Origin of the sequence: Ensifer sp. Root278 (genome assembly GCF_001429285.1) — a bacterium.
Classification (GTDB): domain Bacteria; phylum Pseudomonadota; class Alphaproteobacteria; order Rhizobiales; family Rhizobiaceae; genus Ensifer.
Map to the genome: position 1 here is coordinate 85978 of NZ_LMJJ01000006.1, position 17579 is coordinate 103556.

The window sequence follows — 17579 nt, forward strand, 5'->3', positions numbered from 1 at the left end:
GTTTCATTCCGGGTCGATGTTTAATCCTTCACACTTGGACTCCCGCTGAAATTGCACCGGAGCTTGATCTCTCCTCGGTTGACAAGCGACGCGGAAGCCTGAAAAGTGAAGCCTCTATCGAGACCGGCAGCGTTGGGAGGACTTGATGTCTGTGCGCGCGTTATTCGGCCTTTCCACCCTACTTTTGTCTCTTTTGACCATCGGAAGTCCCGCCGCTGCGCAGGAGACCGGTCGCCAAGTCGAGATAACGCAGGATGGCGACTATTTCGGTTTCGATCTCAGGACCGAGCAAAACGTCTCGCTCGATGAGTGCCAGCAGACCTGTATCGCCGATCAGTCCTGCCGCGCCTTCACCTACAATCCCAAGGTGAAGTGGTGCTTCCTCAAGTCCGATTACAATCAGCTGAATTCCTTCCCGGGCGCGATCGCCGGCAAGATCGTGCAGCCGCAGGCCGCCGAAGCCGATATCGGCGCGCCGCCGCGGCTGAAATTCCTGTCGGACCAGATCCTGCAGGACGCCCGCAACACCAAGGCCAACCTCGCCCTTGCCGACGACCAGCAGGGGATGGGCGTCAATACGCTCCTCGACATGGCGCGCGGCCAGGCCGGCATGGGCAATATCGAGAACGCCCTGAAGGCGTTCCAGGGTGCGCTGGCGATCACGCCCGACGACGCCGAGCTTTGGCTTGAGACAGCCCGCACGGCCAACCGCATCACCAACAATTCGGCCGTGTCGATGCAAGCGGCGATCGCTGCAATCAACGGTTATGAACTCACGCGCACGACCGAGAGCCGCGCCCATGCGCTCGCCGTCATGGCGAAATCGCTGGAAGGCGCTGAAAACTTCCGCGCCGCACTGGACGCCTACAAGGCGAGCCTGGAGCTGGTGAAGGCGAAATCGGTCGAGGCGGCCTATCTCGATCTCAAGCAGCGCAAGGGCTTCCGCGTGGTCGAGCATACGATCGACTCGGACGCAGCAACGCCCCGCGCCTGCGTGCAGTTCTCAGAACAGCTTCTGAAGAGCGGCGCCGACTATGCCTCCTTCGTCACCGTCAACGGTGCGGCGCCAAAAGCGCTTGAAGCCAAGGGCGACCAGATCTGCGTCGAGGGACTTTCGCATGGCGAGCGTTACAAGCTGACGCTTCGCACCGGCCTGCCCTCCACCGTGGACGAAGTGCTCGAAGCGCCTGTCACCCTCGACATCTATGTCGCGGACCGCGCCCAGATGGTGCGCTTCACCGGCGACAGCTTCGTGCTGCCCTCGACCGCGCGCCGCGGCATCCCCCTCGTATCAGTCAATACCGACAGCGCCAAACTCAAGCTCTACCGCGTCGGCGACCGCAGCATCGCCCAGGTGCTGCAGAGCTCGCAGTTCCTGACCCAGCTCGACGGCTACAGCGCCCAGCGCATTGAGGACGAAAGCGGCGAACTCGTATGGCAGGGCACGATCGACATTGAGCGTGACGTCAACAAGGAGGTTGTCACCAGCTTCCCGGTCGACGAGGCGCTGCCTGAGCGCAAGCCCGGCGTCTACGTTCTAACCGCAGCCCCGACCACCGGCGTCAGCCAGGAATGGGATGCGCGGGCGACGCAATGGTTCGTCGTTTCCGATATCGGCGTTTCCACCTATGCCGGCACCGACGGGCTGAACGTCTTCGTTCGCTCGCTCGCGTCGGCCGAACCGATCGAAGGCGTCGAACTGCAGCTCGTCGCCAAGAACAACGAGATCCTCGGCACCGCGACCAGCGATAGCGATGGCCGCGTTACCTTCACCGCCGGCCTGATCCGTGGCACGGCCGGACTGACCCCTGCTGTCATCACCGCCAAGAACGGCGAAGACGATTACGTCTTCCTCGACATGAGCCGCGCCGGCTTCGACCTCTCGGACCGCGGCGTCACAGGCCGCGCGGCCCCCGGCGCCATCGACATTCTCGCCTGGACCGAGCGCGGCATCTACCGCGCCGGCGAGACGGTGCATGCCGCAGCGCTTGCCCGCGACGTCGACGGCATGGCGATCGAAAACCTGCCGCTGACCTTCGTCTTCCTGCGCCCTGATGGCGTCGAATATCGCCGCATGACCAGCCCCGGCGGCAAGCTCGGCGGCCATACGCTCGATCTAGACACCCAGGCAAACGCCATGCGCGGCACCTGGACGATGCAGATCTTCACCGATCCGAAATCCCCGGCGATCGGCGAAAAGCAATTCCTGGTCGACGACTTCGTGCCCGATCGTACCGAATTCGACCTGACGAGCGACGCAAAGGAAATCGCTGTCGGCGAGACGGCAAGCGTCGCTGTCGACGGGCGCTATCTCTACGGCGCGCCCGCGGCCGGCCTCGAGCTCGAAGGCGAAGTGACGATCAAGCCGACGCGCGAAAGTGCCGCCTTCAAGGGCTATTCCTTCGGCCTCGCCGACGAAGAGGCGAGCGAAGACACGCGCCTGCCGCTTGAGGAACTTTCACCGCTCGACGAGGAAGGTAAATCCAGCTTCGACGTCCTCATCGATGAAGTGCCCTCGACCACGCAACTGCTCGACGCGACCGTCACCGTCCGCATGCGCGAGGCCGGCGGCCGCGCCGTCGAACGTTCGCTGAAACTGCCCGTGCGCGCCGAGGGCCCGATGCTCGGGATCAAGCCGGAATTCGAAGGCGAACTCGCCGAAAATTCCGTCGGCAAGTTCCGTGTCATCGCCGTCGATCCGAGCGGCAGCAAGATCGCCATGCCCGGGGCCTTGTGGAAACTCATCAGCGTCGAGCGCAATTATCACTGGTACCGTGACGGCAGCGCCTGGAAATACGAGCCTGTCGTCACCACCAAGCAGGTGGCAAACGGCAGCGTCGACCTGACGGAAGACGGCGGCGAAATCGCCGTGCCGGTTGGTTGGGGGCGCTATCGCCTGGAGGTCGAGACAGCCTCGATCGACGGTCCGACGTCGAGCGTCGAGTTCGACGCCGGCTGGTATGTCGCTGCCACCTCGACCGAAACGCCCGACGGCCTGGAGATCGCGCTCGACAAGGAGAAATACGCGGTCGGAGACACGGCCAAGCTCAAGGTCTCGCCGCGCTTTGCCGGTGAACTGCTGGTCACTGTCGGCACGGAGAACCTGATCACCACCCAGACCGCATCGATTGCCGCGGAAGGCGGCGAAGTCGAGCTGCCGGTTACCGAAGCCTGGGGCGCCGGCGCCTATGTGACGGCGACGCTCTACCGGCCGGGCGATGCGCAGGAAAGCCGCATGCCGATGCGCTCGATCGGCATCAAATGGCTCTCGGTCGATCCGGCCGAGCGCAAGCTCGCGGTCACACTCGATGCACCGGAAAAAATGGAACCGCGTAAGGCACTCGACACCAGCCTTCAGGTTGCCGGTGCCGGTGCCAACGAGGAAGCCTATGTGACGATCGCCGCGGTCGACGTCGGCATCCTCAATCTCACGCGTTACGAGGCGCCAGATCCGGAAGCCTGGTACTTCGGCCAGCGGCAGCTAGGCCTCGAGATCCGCGACCTCTACGGCCGCCTGATCGACGGCTCGCTTGGCGCCACCGGGCGGTTGCGCACCGGCGGTGACGGCGGACAGGTCGCTCTTCAGGGCAGCCCGCCCACGGAAAAGCTGGTCGCTTTCTTCGAAGGTCCGGTGCAGCTCGACGGCGACGGCAAGGCGACCGTCAGCTTCGACATCCCGCAGTTCAACGGAACGGCGCGGCTGATGGCCGTTGCCTGGACGAAATCCGGCGTCGGCCACGCCACGCGCGACGTGGTGATCCGCGATCCGGTCGTCGTCACCGCCAGCCTGCCGCGGTTCCTGGCGCCGGGAGACCGGTCGGAACTGAGGCTCGACATCGCCAACACCGATGCACCGGCCGGCGACTACCAGATCCATGTCACGACCAGCGGTCCCGCCACGGTCGAACAACCGGGCACCGGCAACACGGTGACCCTGGAACAGGGCGGCCGTTCCTCCATCACCTTGCCGGTGGTCGGGCAATACCCCGGCAACGGCGTCGTCACGGTGGCACTGACCGGTGCGAACGGCCTTTCGCTGGAACAGTCGCTCGATCTGCTCGTGCGTCCGGCCACCCTGCCGGTGACCCAGCGACAGGTCGTCGCGATCGCGCCGGGAAGCAGCCTGACCGTCGACGGGCAGTTGCTCGCCGACAGCATTCTGCAGGGCGCCTCGGTCAACCTCAGCGTCACGCGTTCGGCCGCCTTCGATATGCCGGCGCTGCTGATGACGCTCGATCGCTACCCCTATGGCTGCGCCGAGCAGACGACGAGCCGCGCACTGCCGCTGCTCTATCTCAGCGAGCTCGCCAAGCAGTCCGGTCTCACCGACGACGAAGGCGTGACGAAACGGGTGCAGGAGGCGATCTATCGCGTCCTTTCCTATCAATCGTCGTCGGGCAGCTTCGGCCTCTGGGGGCCGGGTTATGGCGACCTCTGGCTCGATGCTTATGTCACCGACTTCCTGACCCGCGCCCGCGAACAGAAATACGACGTGCCGGAGGCCGCGATGGTCCAGGCGCTCGAAAACCTGCAGAACGGCGTCAGCTACGACACCAATGCCAAGGATCGCGGCAACGAGATCGCCTATGCGCTCTACGTGCTCGCCCGCAATCGCAAGGCGGCGATCAACGACCTGCGCTACTACGCCAACACGCTGATCGACGACTTCCCGACGCCGCTCGCCAAGGCGCATATCGCCGCGGCGCTGGCACTCTATGGCGACGCCCAGGGGTCGCAGGATACCTTTGCCAAGGCGGCGAACATGTCGACCGGCCTCATCAATGTCAGCCTGTCGCGCTCCGATTACGGCTCGTCGCTGCGTGACAACGCGGCGGTGCTGGCGCTCGCCGCCGAAAGCCGTCCGGTGCCGCCGATCGTTCCCGAGCTGTCGAAGATCGTCGCGCGCGAATGGGAGCAGAAGACTTACACCAGCACCCAGGAACAGGCCTGGATGCTGCTTGCCGCCCGCGCCATCCAGAACGGCGACGAGGATATGGCACTGGAGGTCAATGGCGCATCGAAGACTGGCAGCTATGCCGCCCAGATGACCGGCGACGCGCTTACGACCCATCCGATCGTGATCCGCAACCAGGGCGCCGATCCGGTCTCGGCCGTCGTCACCACGGTCGCCGCACCTGCCCAGCCGCTTTCGGCCGGCGGCGACGGTTTCACCATCGAGCGTACCTACTACACGCTCGATGGCGCCGAGGCGAACGTCATGGAAGCGCGACAGAACCAGCGCTATGTCGTCGTACTGAAAGTGACGGAAGCCAACGACTGGCCGTCGCGCGTGCTCGTCACCGACCTGTTGCCGGCCGGCTTCCAGATCGACAATCCGAGCCTCGTCGACAGCGCCCAGCTCAGCAACTTCGAGTGGCTCGGCGAAATCACCGCGACGCATACGGAGTTCCGCAACGACCGCTTCGTCGCGGCGCTGGACCGAAGCACGGGTGCGGGGCGCGAAGTCACGCTCGCCTATGTGGTGCGTGCCGTGACCCCAGGCGTTTACGACCATCCGGCTGCCTCCGTCGAGGATATGTACCGGCCGCAGCTTTCGGCCCGCACTGCCACCGGGCGCATGGAGGTTCAGGCGGCACAATAGGCACGACCATGTCGATTGGGCGCAAACTGCTGATCGCCTTGCCCGTCTGCCTGCTGCTGACGGGGCTGACGGGCTTTGCGATCGAGAAGGCCGACGAGGCCTTTCCGCCCCCACTTGCGGAGGCTGGCGTCGTCTCACGTGAGGTGGACGATGCCAACGGGCAGTTGCTGCGCGCCTTCGCAACACCGGAAGGTCTCTGGCGGTTGAAGACGACGGTCGACGATGTCGATCCGCAGTTTCTTGAGATGCTGATCGCCTATGAGGACCAGCGCTTCCAGGAGCATTCGGGCGTCGATTTCCTCGCGCTCGGCCGCGCTGCTCTTCAATTCGTCAGCAACGGCCGGATCGTCTCAGGCGCCTCGACACTCTCGATGCAAGTTGCACGCCTGATCGAGCCGCGCGCGCAGCGCTCCGTCACCGCGAAGCTCCTGCAGATCGCCCGCGCTATCCAGATCGAAAGGCGCCTATCGAAGGACCAGATCCTCAACCTCTACCTCACCCACGCGCCCTATGGCGGAAACATCGAGGGTGTGCGCGCCGCAAGTCTCGCCTGGCTCGGCAAGGAGCCGAAGCGGCTGACGGCCGGTGAGGCAGCGCTGCTCGTCGCCCTGCCGCAATTGCCGGAAAAGCGCCGGCCGGATCGCAATCATGCCGCGGCAGTCGCTGCCCGCGAGCGGGTGCTGACCCGTCTCGCCGTCGCTGACGTCATCGGGGACGGCGAAGCCGAGCGCGCAATCGCGACATCTGTCCCCTCGCGCCGCCTACAGCTGCCGTCCTATGCCGCCCATCTCGCCGAGCGCGCGTTGCGCAAGGACGCGCACGCGGCCCGGCATCAGACGACCTTGCGCCTCGCCGTCCAGCGTAACCTCGAGGCCGTGGCAAAGGAGGGCGCTGCCAAGCTGGGGCCGAAGGTTTCGGTCGCCATGATGATGGCCGATGCCAAAACCGGCGAGATCGTCGCTTCGGTCGGATCTGCCGACTATTTTGATGCGAGCCGCTCCGGTTGGATCGACATGACCCGTATCACGCGCTCGCCGGGTTCCACCCTCAAGCCGTTCATCTACGGCCTCGCCTTCGAAGAGGGGCTCGTCAGCCAGGAAACGATCATCGAGGATCGGCCGGCGGACTTCTTCGGCTATCGTCCGCGCAACTTCGACATGAGCTATCAGGGCGATGTCAGCGTGCGCGAGGCGCTGCAACTCTCCTTGAACGTGCCGGCGATCCGCCTTCTCGATGCGGTCGGCCCGGCTGAGCTGATGATGCGCTTCCGCCGCGCCGAGGTTAAACCGGGGCTGCCGGCAGGCGAAGCGCCCGGACTTGCCATTGGCCTTGGCGGCGTCGGACTTTCGCTGCGCGATATCGTCCAGCTTTATGCAGCACTTGCCAATCGCGGCTTCCCCCTTCGTCTTGGCGACGGCATCGATGGCAAGGCCGGCCTGATCGAGGCCGAACCCTTACTTTCCCCCGTCGCCGTCTGGAATGTTTCCGATGCGCTCTCGGGCGTGTTGCCGCCGACGGGCAGCCGCCAGCGCGGCATCGCCTACAAGACCGGCACCAGCTACGGCTACCGCGACGCCTGGTCGGTCGGCTATGACGGCCGCCACGTGCTCGGTGTCTGGGTCGGCCGTCCCGACAACGGTGCCGTACCGGGCCTCACCGGCTATGGCAGTGCCGCCCCCATTCTCTTCGAAGGCTTCGCCAAGTCAGGCTTCGGCATAACGCCGCTACCGGATGCTCCTGCCGGCGCGATCCGCATTTCGCAAGCGGAACTGCCGATCAGCCAGCGCCGCTTCTCGCTGACCGCTAGCGGCCTCGTCAACGCTTCAGCGCGCGAACCGGCGCCGCAGATCGTCTTCCCGCCCGAAGGCGCGCGCGTCGAACTTGGGATGGATCATCAGGCAATTTCGCCGCTGACGCTCAAGCTGCAAGGCGGACGAGCGCCATTCCGCTGGCTCGCCAATGGCCGGCCTCTCCCTGAGCTGACCCGGCGCCGCGTGACACAATGGCAGCCGGATGGGGTCGGCTATTCGACACTCACCGTCATCGACGCGGTCGGCCGCGCCGCCAGCGTGCGCGTCTTTATCGAGTAGCGGCGCTCCGTTCACGCACGCCATCCTCGGGATTTGCAGCCAGTACTGCCGCGGTGGCCGATGTCGCCGCCGTGTTCCTCGCTTCCTTCACGCTCGGGCGGCTGGCTGGTGGCGCCGGCCACCTGGTGCCCCGCGCTTGCGGCTCGATCCTCATCGGCCTTGGCCTGATGCTGGCGAGCCAGCCGATCTGACTATCACAAGACGACCGGTGCCCGCGTGGCTACCTTGGTGTATCGTGAGACACGCTGGAGTGGAGGGGCCGGACCATGCTGAATGCAACCGAGATCGCCAAGGCTGCCGAAAGCCTGCATCAGGCAGAGCAGGATCGAAAACAGATCGGGCTTCTGTCGCTCAAACATCCCGACATGACTGTCGACGACGCCTATGCGATCCAGGCGGCCTTGGTCAGGCGCAAGCGCGACGACGGCCACCGCATCATCGGCTGGAAAATCGGCCTGACGTCCAACGCCATGCAGCAGGCACTCGGCATCGACACGCCGGATTCCGGCGTACTCTTCGACAACATGCTGTTCGATGATGGCGCAAGCATTCCGGCCGACCGCTTCATTCAACCACGGGTCGAAGCCGAGATCGCCTTCGTGATGAAGGCCGGGCTGAAGGGTCCGCGCGTCAATATCGTCCAGGTGCTGAACGCCACGGACTATGTGATGCCGGCGCTGGAAATCCTCGACAGCCGCATCGTCCGCACGGATCCGAAAAGCAAGAAGGCGCGAACCCTCGTCGATGCGATCTCTGACAATGCCGCCAATGGCGGCCTCATCCTCGGCGGTCGCGCCGTACGTCCGGATAGGGTCGACATGCGCTGGATGGGCGCTATCGTCTCGCGCAATGCGGTGATCGAGGAGACGGGGCTTGCGGCCGGCGTCCTCAACCATCCGGCCCGCGGCATCGCCTGGCTTGCCAACCGGCTTGCGCAATGCGGCGATGCAATCGAGCCCGGTCAGATCGTCCTCTCAGGCTCTTTCATCCGCACGCTCGAGGCCAAGAGCGGCGACACGATCGTCGCCGATTTCGGTGCCTATGGCTCGGTGAGCTGCCACTTCGCGTAGCGCGAACGTGGCTGGCTACGCACACGCCCGTTTCACTGCACCAGGATGGCGCGGAAATCATTCACATTGGTGCCGGTCGGCCCCGGCTTGAAGAGATCGCCGAGCGCATTAAACGCCGTCCAGCTGTCGTTCTTCTGCAGCAGCGCTGCCGCATCAAGCCGTTGGGCGACGAGCCGGGCGATGGTCGTATCATCGGCAAAGGCGCCGGCATTGTCCTCAGAGCCGTCAATGCCGTCGGTATCGGCGGCAAGCGCCGAGACACCGTTGGCGCCATCGATGCCGAGCGCCAGCGCCAGCAGAAACTCGCTGTTGCGGCCACCCTTGCCCTTCCCGCGGATCGTCACCGTCGTCTCTCCACCCGAGAGAACGACGACAGGCTTGGTAAACGGCCGGCCGCGACCGGCAACCTCACGGGCGATCGCCGCATGCACGCCGCCAACATCGCGCGCCTCGCCCTCGATCGCATCGGAAAGAATGATCGCTTCAATGCCCGCGGCACGCGCCTCGGTAGCCGCAGCCTCGAGCGAGACCGACGCGGACGCGATGAGCCGGACTTCGTTTCGGGCAAAGCGCAGATCGTCAGGCGACGGCGCGGCGCTATTCGGGCTTTTTATCCAAGCCATGACATTGGCGGGCAAATCCAGGCTGTAGCGCTCGATCAGCGTCAGCGCATCCTCGCGAGTGCTCGCATCGGCAAGCGTGGGGCCGGAAGCGACCAGCGCCGGATCGTCGCCTGGAATATCGGAGACGATCAGCGAGACGACCTTTGCCGGATAGGCGGCGGCGGCAAGCCTGCCGCCCTTGATCATCGAGACGTGCTTGCGCACGGCGTTCATGGCGCTGATCGGCGCACCGGAGGCAAGCAGTGCCCGGTTGACGGCAATCTCGTCTTCCAGCGCCAGGCCGGGCGGAGGCGAAGGCAGAAGCGCCGAGCCACCGCCGCAGACGAGCGCCACGACGAGGTCGTCCTCCGTCAGCCCGGTGACTTCGGTGAGCAAACGCTTCGAGGCAAGTAAACCGTTTTCATCGGGGAGTGGATGCGATGCTTCAAGCACCTCGATCTTCTCGCAAGGGGCAGCGTAGCCATAGCGGGTGACGACCACGCCAGAAAGCGGGCCATCCCAATGGCGCTCGAAGGCGGCCGCCATCTGCGCCGCGCCCTTGCCGGCGCCGACGACCACCGTGCGCCCCTTCGGCCGCTCCGGCAGATTGGCCGCAATCACCTTTTCCGGGTCAGCCGCGGCAACGGCCGAGGTGAACAGCGTTTCCAGGAAGCGGCGTGGGTCGGTGATGGCTGGCATTTGTCTCCCCTTAGAGCACTTACGCAATTTCCGGGCGGAAAACCGCTTCACACTTTTCCTGGAATTGCTTGATGATGTCTCGGGCGGCGGTTCCTCCAACCGCCGCCCGGACACATGACCGGCCCGGCACAATAGGACGCCAGACGGATCATGTGCATTTCATGCCTTGCGCTTTTGAAGCGGCGCAATTCCGAACGGAAAACCGCTTCACACTTTTCCGGGAATTGCGCTAGGCGACCTGGTGGTTCGCCATGCGCTCCAGCGCGCGCACGAGACCCGAGTGATCGAGACCGCTGTCGCCGTTGGCGGCGCAGTTGTTGAAGAGCTCCTGCGTTGCTGCCGTGTTTGGCAGCGAGATGCCGAGCGACTTTGCGCCCTGGAGAGCCAGGTTCAGGTCCTTCTGGTGCAGCGAGATGCGGAAGCCCGGGTCGAAGGTGCGCTTGATCATGCGCTCGCCGTGTACCTCGAGAATACGCGAGGAAGCAAAGCCGCCCATCAGCGCCTCGCGAACACGTGCCGGGTCGGCGCCGGCCTTGGACGCGAAGACAAGCGCTTCCGAAACCGCTTCGATCGTCAGCGCGACGATGATCTGGTTGGCAACCTTGGTGACCTGGCCGTCGCCGCAGTCACCAACGAGGGTGATGTTCTTGCCCATCAGCTGCAGGAGCGGCAGGGCGCGGTCGAAGCTTTCCTGGGCGCCGCCGGCCATGATCGAGAGCGAGGCGTTCTTGGCGCCGACTTCGCCGCCGGAGACCGGAGCGTCGATATATTCGGCGCCGGTTTCGCGAACCTTCTTGGCGAATTCCTTCGTCTCGATCGGCGAGATCGAGCTCATGTCGATGACGAGCTTGCCCTTGGAAAGGCCGTAAGCAACGCCGTTTTCGCCGAAGAGGACGTCCTTGACCTCAGGCGTGTCCGGCAGCATCAGGATGATCGTGTCGACGGTCTCGGCGAGCGCCTTCGGCGTTTCGACGAATTTCAAACCGTTGTCGAGCAGTTCCTGGCGCGGCGGAATGACGAACTTCGAGGTGACGATGGTGTGGCCGGCATCCTGCAAGTGGCGCGCCATCGGCGTGCCCATGATACCCAGTCCAATGAAACCGATTGTTGCCATGGTGCTTAGCTCCTGATCTTGATGATGTCTGCAGATTGGGTGCGCTGGCGCTCGGTGCCGAGCCAGCCAAGGCCATCGGCCGTGGTGGTGCGCGGCTTGTATTCGCAGCCGATCCAGCCGTCGTAGCCGGCCTCTTCCAGTGCGTCGAAGACGAAGGGATAGTTGATCTCGCCGGTGCCGGGTTCGTTCCGGCCGGGACTATCGGCAAGCTGAACATGGGCGATGCGGTTGGCAAAGCGCTTGTAGGTGCCGACCAGTTCACCCTCGGTGCGCTGCTGGTGGTAGAGGTCGTACTGGATGAAGAGGTTGTCGCTGCCGACTTCCTCGATGATCGAAGCGGCCTGGCCCACCGTGTTCAGGTAGAAGCCCGGAATGTCGAAGCGGTTGATCGGCTCGATCAGCAGGCGAATGCCATGCTTGCCGAGTTCAGCCGCGGCGAGCTTCAGGTTCGCAACCAGCGTCGTGCGCAGGATGCTGTCGGACACGCCATCCGGCGCGATGCCGACTAGGCAATTCACCTGCTTGCAATCGAGCGCCGTCGCGTAATCGATGGCGCTTGCGACACCCTTGCGGAATTCGTCAACCCGGTCGGGCAGGATGGCGATGCCGCGTTCGCCGCGGGCCCAATCGCCGGCCGGCAGGTTGTGCAGAACCTGGGTCAGGCCGTGGCGCTGAAGCTCGGCGCGCAGGCTCACCTTCTCAAATTCGTAGGGAAACAGATATTCCACGCCTTCGAAGCCGGCCTTGGCAGCAAGGGCGAAACGATCGAGGAACGGCACCTCGTTGAACAGCATTGTCAGGTTCGCAGCGAACTTCGCCATGCGATGTCTCCTCCTTGTGTTTGTCTTTGGAGCGGGATGCGGGCGGAAAACCGCCCGCATTTTGCTCAGTCGAGCAGGGCGGCCGTGATTGCGGTCGGCACGTCTTCGCCGCGGATCGCCAATTCCTCGAACTCGACGACGGCATTGATGTCTGCGCCCATGGAGATGTTGGTGACGCGCTCGAGGATGAACTCGATGACGACGGGAACCTGGTGCTCGTCCATCAGCGCCCGTGCCCGATCAAAGGCCTCCTGGAACTCGTTCGGGCTGCGCACCCGGATCGCCTTGCAGCCGAGGCCCTCGGCAACCGCGACGTGGTCGACGCCGTACCCCTTCTCTGCATCGCCCGAGGCATTGATGTTGTCGAAGGCAAGGCTGACCTCGAAGTCCATGTTGAAGCCGCGCTGCGCCTGGCGGATGAGGCCGAGATAGGAATTGTTCACGACCACATGCAGGTAAGGCAGCTTGTGCTGGGCGCCGACCGCCAGTTCCTCGATCAGGAACTGGAAGTCGTAGTCGCCGGAAAGCGCAACGATCGGCCGGTCCGGATCAGCGGCGCGAACGCCGAGAGCCGCTGGCAAAGTCCAACCGAGCGGGCCAGCCTGGCCGCAGTTGATCCAGTTGCGCGGCTTGTAGACGTGCAGGAACTGCGCACCGGCGATCTGGCTGAGACCGATGGTCGAGACGTAGCAGGTGTCGCGGCCGAAGGCCTTGTTCATCTCCTCGTAAACGCGCTGGGGCTTGAGCGGCGTCTGGTCGAAATGGGTCTTGCGCAGCATGGTGCGCTTGCGCTCGCGGCACTCTTCCGCCCAGGCGGACCAATCGCGCAGCTTGCCGGCCGTCTTCCACTCCGTCGCGACGTCGAGGAAGAGTTTCAGCGCAGCGCCGGCATCCGAGACGATACCGAAATCAGGGGCGAAGACACGACCGATCTGGGTCGGCTCGATATCGACGTGAACGAACTTGCGGCCTTCCGTATAGGTCGGAACGTTGCCGGTGTGGCGATTGGCCCAACGGTTGCCGACACCGAGAACGAAGTCGGAAGCGAGCATGTTGGCGTTGCCATAGCGGTGCGAGGTCTGCAGGCCGCACATGCCGGCCATCAGCGGATGGTCGTCGGGGATCGTGCCCCAGCCCATCAGCGTCGGGATGACAGGAATGCCGGTGATCTCGGCGAATTCGGTCAAGAGGTCCGAGGCGTCGGCGTTGACGATGCCGCCGCCGGCGACGATCAGCGGACGCTCCGCCTCGTTCAGCATGGCCAGGGCCTTCTCGGCCTGGGCACGCGTCGCTTTCGGCTTATAGGGCTCAAGCGGCTGATAGGTGTCCGGATCGAACTCGATCTCGGCGAGCTGGACGTCGACCGGCAGGTCGATCAGCACCGGGCCGGGACGGCCGGAGCGCATGATGTGGAAAGCCTTCTGGAAGACGAAGGGAACCAGCGCCGGCTCCATGACGGTAACCGCCCACTTGGTGACGGGTGCGGCGATCTTCGCAATATCGACAGCCTGGAAGTCTTCCTTGTCGAGCCGGGCGCGCGGCGCCTGCCCAGTGATGCAGAGGATCGGGATCGAATCCGCTGAAGCCGAATAGAGGCCGGTGATCATGTCTGTGCCGGCCGGGCCCGACGTGCCGATGCAGACGCCGATATTGCCATGCTTGGCGCGGGTATAACCTTCGGCCATATGCGAGGCACCCTCGACGTGGCGGGCGAGAATGTGGCGGACGGAACCGCGGGCCTTCAGAGCCGAATAGAACGGGTTGATGGCGGCGCCAGGTACGCCGAAGGCACAGTCGATGCCTTCCTTCTCCAGAACATAAACAGCCGCGTCAACGGCACGCATCTTAGCCATGGGATTTCCTCCTATTTCCTGAAAACATAATCCATAATTTTCGATACGCAACACATAAATGGAAATCATTTCCATAATGTGGAAATAAAGATTTTCAACAATTCGGAGAAAATCCCTCCGTGGCCTGATAGAGGATGATGGCGAGAGACGTGATTTGCAGAGAGGCTTCGATGGATGGCAACGGCAGGGGAAAACGCGGACGCAAGGCGGGCGAGAATGCAGCACCGTCATCCGTACAGGTGCTCGATCGCAGCCTTGCTCTTCTGACGGTGGTCGCCGAGGAGGACGGCTCGACCCTGACCCAGCTTGCCGACCAGACCGGCATGCCGCCATCCACAGTGCATCGTCTGCTGACGACACTGGCCGGCCACGGCATGGTAATGAACGACCCGGACACCGGCGCCTGGACCGTCGGCCTCAAGGCCTTCGAGATCGGCAACGCCTATCTGCGCTTCCGCAAGCTCGGAACGATCAGCCGCCCCTTCCTCAAGGGCCTCATGGAGGAAAGCGGCGAAACGGCGAATATCGGCATCGAGGAAGGCGGCGATGTCGTTTTCATCTCGCAGGTCGAAAGCCACGCGCCGATGCGCGCCTTCTTCCGCCCCGGCCGCCGTGGTCCGGTTCATGCCTCCGGCATCGGCAAGGCGATCCTTTCGACCTGGTCGGACAAGGAGATCGCTCAGCTGCTCGGTGGCCGTGAACTCGCGCATTTCACCGACAAGACCCGCGACACGCTGTCGGCGCTCTTGAAGGACATCCAGGAAATCCGTCACCGCGGCTGGTCCGTCGACGATGAGGAGCACACGCTCGGCATGCGCTGTGTCGCAGCACCAATCTTCAACGAATATGGCGAAACCATCGCCGGCATCTCGATCTCCGGCCCGTCCGTCCGCGTCAGCGACCAGAAGCTTTCGACGTTCGGCCCCATCGTGCGCGAACGCGCCGACGCCCTGACGAGGGCAATGGGTGGCAAACGACCGGAAGACCTGTAAGCACGAGAAAACGCCGCGTATCCAAACGAAACGCGGCGTTTTGAATGGTGGGCTCAACCCTTTTTCGGCTTCGCGAACCCCAAAAGGCGTTCAAAGCCCGGTCAGGCCGTTTCGAGGCTTCTGACCGCTGCCGTTGCCCCATCCTTCGCGCCGTTTGCAGCGCGTTTCATCGGCTTGCCAGCGACGTAGGTCTCCGCCACGCAGCGGTCGTCACCCATCGTCTGCAGAATGAACAGCTCCTCTGCAAGCGAACCGGTAACCCGCATGCGCAGCTCCATCGACGGCTTGGCACGGCTGTCGAGCACGACGATGTCGGCATCGGCGCCCACATGCAGCGAGCCGATACGATCTTCGAGATCAAGCGCGCGAGCATTGCCGAGCGTTAGGCGATAGAACGAGTTGAACGGTGTCAGCCGCTGGCCCTGCAGGTGCAACACCTTATAGGCCTCGTCCATCGTCTCCAGCATCGAGAAGCTCGTTCCGGCGCCGACGTCGGTCGCGACCGACCAGCGCGCGCCGAGCTTGTCGAAGCGATCCCTGTCAAAGAGACCGGAGCCGAGGAACAGGTTCGAGGTCGGGCAGAAGGTGCCGACCGCGCCTGTCTCGGCGAGAACCGAGATCTCGCGATCGCTCAAATAAATGCAGTGGCCGAGCAAGGTCTTGCGTGTCAGAAGGTCGTAGCGCGCGTAGATATCGGTGTAGTCCTTGGCCTCCGGATAGAGCGAGGTCGCGAAGGCGATCTCGTCCTTGTTCTCGGAAAGATGCGTCTGGACGTAGCACTCCGGGTGCTCGGCCACGAGCGTGCGGCTCATCTCCATCTGTTCCGGGGTCGAAGTGATGGCAAAGCGCGGGCTGATGGCGTAATGCGCACGGCCGCGGCCGTGCCACTTGGCGATCAGCGCCTTGGTCTCGTCATAGCCCAGTTGCGGCGTATCGCGCAGCGCGTCGGGCGCATTGCGGTCCATCATCACCTTGCCGCCGATCATCAGCATGCCGCGGGCTTCCGCGGCGCTGAAATAGGCGTCGACGCTTTCCGGGTGCACCGAGCAATAGGCGACGGCCGTCGTCGTGCCGTTGGACAGAAGCTCGTCCATGAAACGGCCGGCGATGTAGTCGGCATGTTCCGGCTTCCGGAACTTCTGCTCCTCGACGAAGATGTAGGTATTCAGCCATTCGAGAAGCTGCGCGCCGTAGGAGGCGATCGCCTGCGTCTGCGGGAAATGCAGGTGCGTGTCGATCAGGCCAGGCAACACCAGATTGGGGCGGTGGTCCGCGACCTTGACGCCGGCGCCGGCGCGGCGGGCGACTTCGGCATGCTCGCCGATATCGGCAACCTTGCCGCCCCGCACCAGCACGGCGCCGTCCTCGAAGTAGCGATAGGAGGCGGTATCGTCGATGCCCTTGGGCTCGTCGACAAAGGTCAGAACGCGGCCGCGGATCAGCAAATCGGTCATTGGGTCTTTCCTCCATTCATGACGGATTCGTACCAGGCGACGAGCAACTGCCGCTCCTCGTCCGATACGCCGGTGACGTTGGCGGGCGGCATCGCATGCGAACGGCCGGCCTGCAGATAGATTTCACGCGCGTGGTTTGCGATCTCGGTGTCGGTTTCGAGCGTCACGCCCTTCGGCGGCACGACCAATCCTTCCCAGCCCGGTTCCTTGGCATGGCACATGGAACAGCGGCCAAGCACGGTGTCGCGGACCTTCGGAAAGGCTTCCGCCGTCACGAAGGGCTGCTGCGCGGCGGAGATCTTTTCCTCGCCACCGCCGGCAAGCACCTTCGGCACGGTCGACAGCCACATGATCGCGACGAAGAGCAGCGCGGTGACGAGCCAGGTCCAGGTCGGATTGCCCTTGTCGGCGTGGCGGGTGTTGAACCAGTGGCGGATGGTGACGCCCATCAGAAACACCAGCGAGGCGATGATCCAGTTGAACTGGGTGCCAAAGGCCAGCGGGTAGTGGTTCGACAGCATCAGGAACAAAACTGGCAGCGTCAGGTAGTTGTTGTGCGTTGAGCGCTGCTTGGCGATCACGCCGTACTTGGGATCCGGCGTGCGGCCCGCGATCAGGTCGCCGACGACAACCTTCTGGTTCGGAATGATGATGAAGAACACGTTGGCCGACATGATCGTCGCGGTAAATGCGCCGAGATGCAGGAAGGCGGCGCGGCCGGTGAAGAGCTGCGTGTAACCCCAGGCCATGCCGACGAGGATGAAGTACAGAAGCACCATCAGCCTGGTGTTGTCGCGGCCGAAGGGCGACTTGCAGATCGTGTCATAGGCGAGCCAGCCGAAGGCGATCGAGCCCAGCGAGATGGCGATCGCCACCGGCTTCGAAACGTCGAGCACATTCGGATCGATCAGGTAGAGGTCGGCACCGGCATAGTAGACCATGCACAACATGCCGAAACCGGAAAGCCAGGTGACGTAGGATTCCCATTTGAACCAGATCAGGTGCTCCGGCATGTTGGCCGGCGCCACCAGATACTTCTGGATGTGGTAAAAGCCGCCACCGTGCACCTGCCACTCTTCGCCATAGGCACCGACCGGAAGGTCCGGTCGCTTCTTCAGGCCAAGGTCAAGTGCAACGAAATAAAATGACGAACCGATCCACGCGATACCCGTGATGACGTGCAGCCATCTCATGGCAAAGGTGAGCCAATCCCAGGCTATGGCATACTCGTACATGGAATTCTCCCATTTCTCCTCGGACCATTATGTGTCATTGCTGGAGG

11 protein-coding genes are annotated in these 17579 nt (G+C 63.8%); 5 read left to right on the forward strand and 6 right to left on the reverse strand.

All coding sequences use genetic code 11. The annotated features are described in order from the left end of the window. The first annotated feature begins 145 nt into the window (after window positions 1-145). From ASE60_RS07965 to hpaH, 4 genes are all read left to right on the forward strand, one after another. Window positions 146-5602: an alpha-2-macroglobulin family protein gene (locus ASE60_RS07965; RefSeq protein WP_057249207.1), complete on the forward strand. Its 5457-nt coding sequence runs from the start codon at window positions 146-148 to the stop codon at window positions 5600-5602. Window positions 5603-5610: 8 nt separating this feature from the next. Next, window positions 5611-7692 carry a penicillin-binding protein 1C gene (gene pbpC / locus ASE60_RS07970; RefSeq protein WP_057249208.1) on the forward strand — a complete coding sequence of 694 codons (2082 nt, stop codon included), beginning with the start codon at window positions 5611-5613 and terminating at the stop codon, window positions 7690-7692. Between the two features lie 53 nt (window positions 7693-7745). Then, entirely contained in the window at window positions 7746-7883 is a 138-nt protein-coding gene (locus tag ASE60_RS33485) for a hypothetical protein (protein WP_244495562.1), read from the forward strand. Window positions 7884-7958: 75 nt separating this feature from the next. After that, entirely contained in the window at window positions 7959-8762 is an 804-nt protein-coding gene (gene hpaH, locus ASE60_RS07975) for a 2-oxo-hept-4-ene-1,7-dioate hydratase (protein WP_057249209.1), read from the forward strand. 32 nt (window positions 8763-8794) lie between these two features. Here hpaH and ASE60_RS07980 read toward each other — a convergent pair whose 3' ends face one another. The 4 genes from ASE60_RS07980 to gcl all read right to left on the reverse strand — a co-directional run bounded on the left by ASE60_RS07980 (window position 8795) and on the right by gcl (window position 13851). Next, window positions 8795-10063 (reverse strand): glycerate kinase, encoded by a 1269-nt coding sequence (locus tag ASE60_RS07980; protein WP_057249210.1) that lies wholly within the window; start codon window positions 10061-10063, stop codon window positions 8795-8797. 229 nt (window positions 10064-10292) lie between these two features. Beyond that, window positions 10293-11177 carry a 2-hydroxy-3-oxopropionate reductase gene (gene glxR / locus ASE60_RS07985; protein ID WP_057249211.1) on the reverse strand — a complete coding sequence of 295 codons (885 nt, stop codon included), beginning with the start codon at window positions 11175-11177 and terminating at the stop codon, window positions 10293-10295. Between the two features lie 5 nt (window positions 11178-11182). Next, window positions 11183-11998: a hydroxypyruvate isomerase gene (gene hyi, locus ASE60_RS07990; RefSeq protein ID WP_057249212.1), complete on the reverse strand. Its 816-nt coding sequence runs from the start codon at window positions 11996-11998 to the stop codon at window positions 11183-11185. Between the two features lie 65 nt (window positions 11999-12063). After that, a complete protein-coding gene (gene gcl, locus ASE60_RS07995) occupies window positions 12064-13851 on the reverse strand; it encodes a glyoxylate carboligase (protein ID WP_057249213.1) in 1788 nt (595 codons plus the stop codon). Between the two features lie 170 nt (window positions 13852-14021). Here gcl and ASE60_RS08000 point away from each other — a divergent pair, with 170 nt between their 5' ends. After that, entirely contained in the window at window positions 14022-14843 is an 822-nt protein-coding gene (locus ASE60_RS08000; protein WP_057249214.1) for an IclR family transcriptional regulator, read from the forward strand. A gap of 101 nt (window positions 14844-14944) precedes the next feature. On the opposite strand, the gene guaD is transcribed toward ASE60_RS08000, so the two are convergent. Both guaD and ASE60_RS08010 read right to left on the reverse strand, forming a co-directional pair. Continuing rightward, complete coding sequence (guaD, locus tag ASE60_RS08005; protein WP_057249215.1) at window positions 14945-16297, reverse strand: guanine deaminase; 1353 nt, start codon at window positions 16295-16297, stop codon at window positions 14945-14947. Further along, complete coding sequence (locus tag ASE60_RS08010; protein ID WP_057249216.1) at window positions 16294-17532, reverse strand: urate hydroxylase PuuD; 1239 nt, start codon at window positions 17530-17532, stop codon at window positions 16294-16296. Before ASE60_RS08010 ends, guaD begins: the two co-directional genes overlap by 4 nt. Between the last annotated feature and the right edge of the window lie 47 nt (window positions 17533-17579).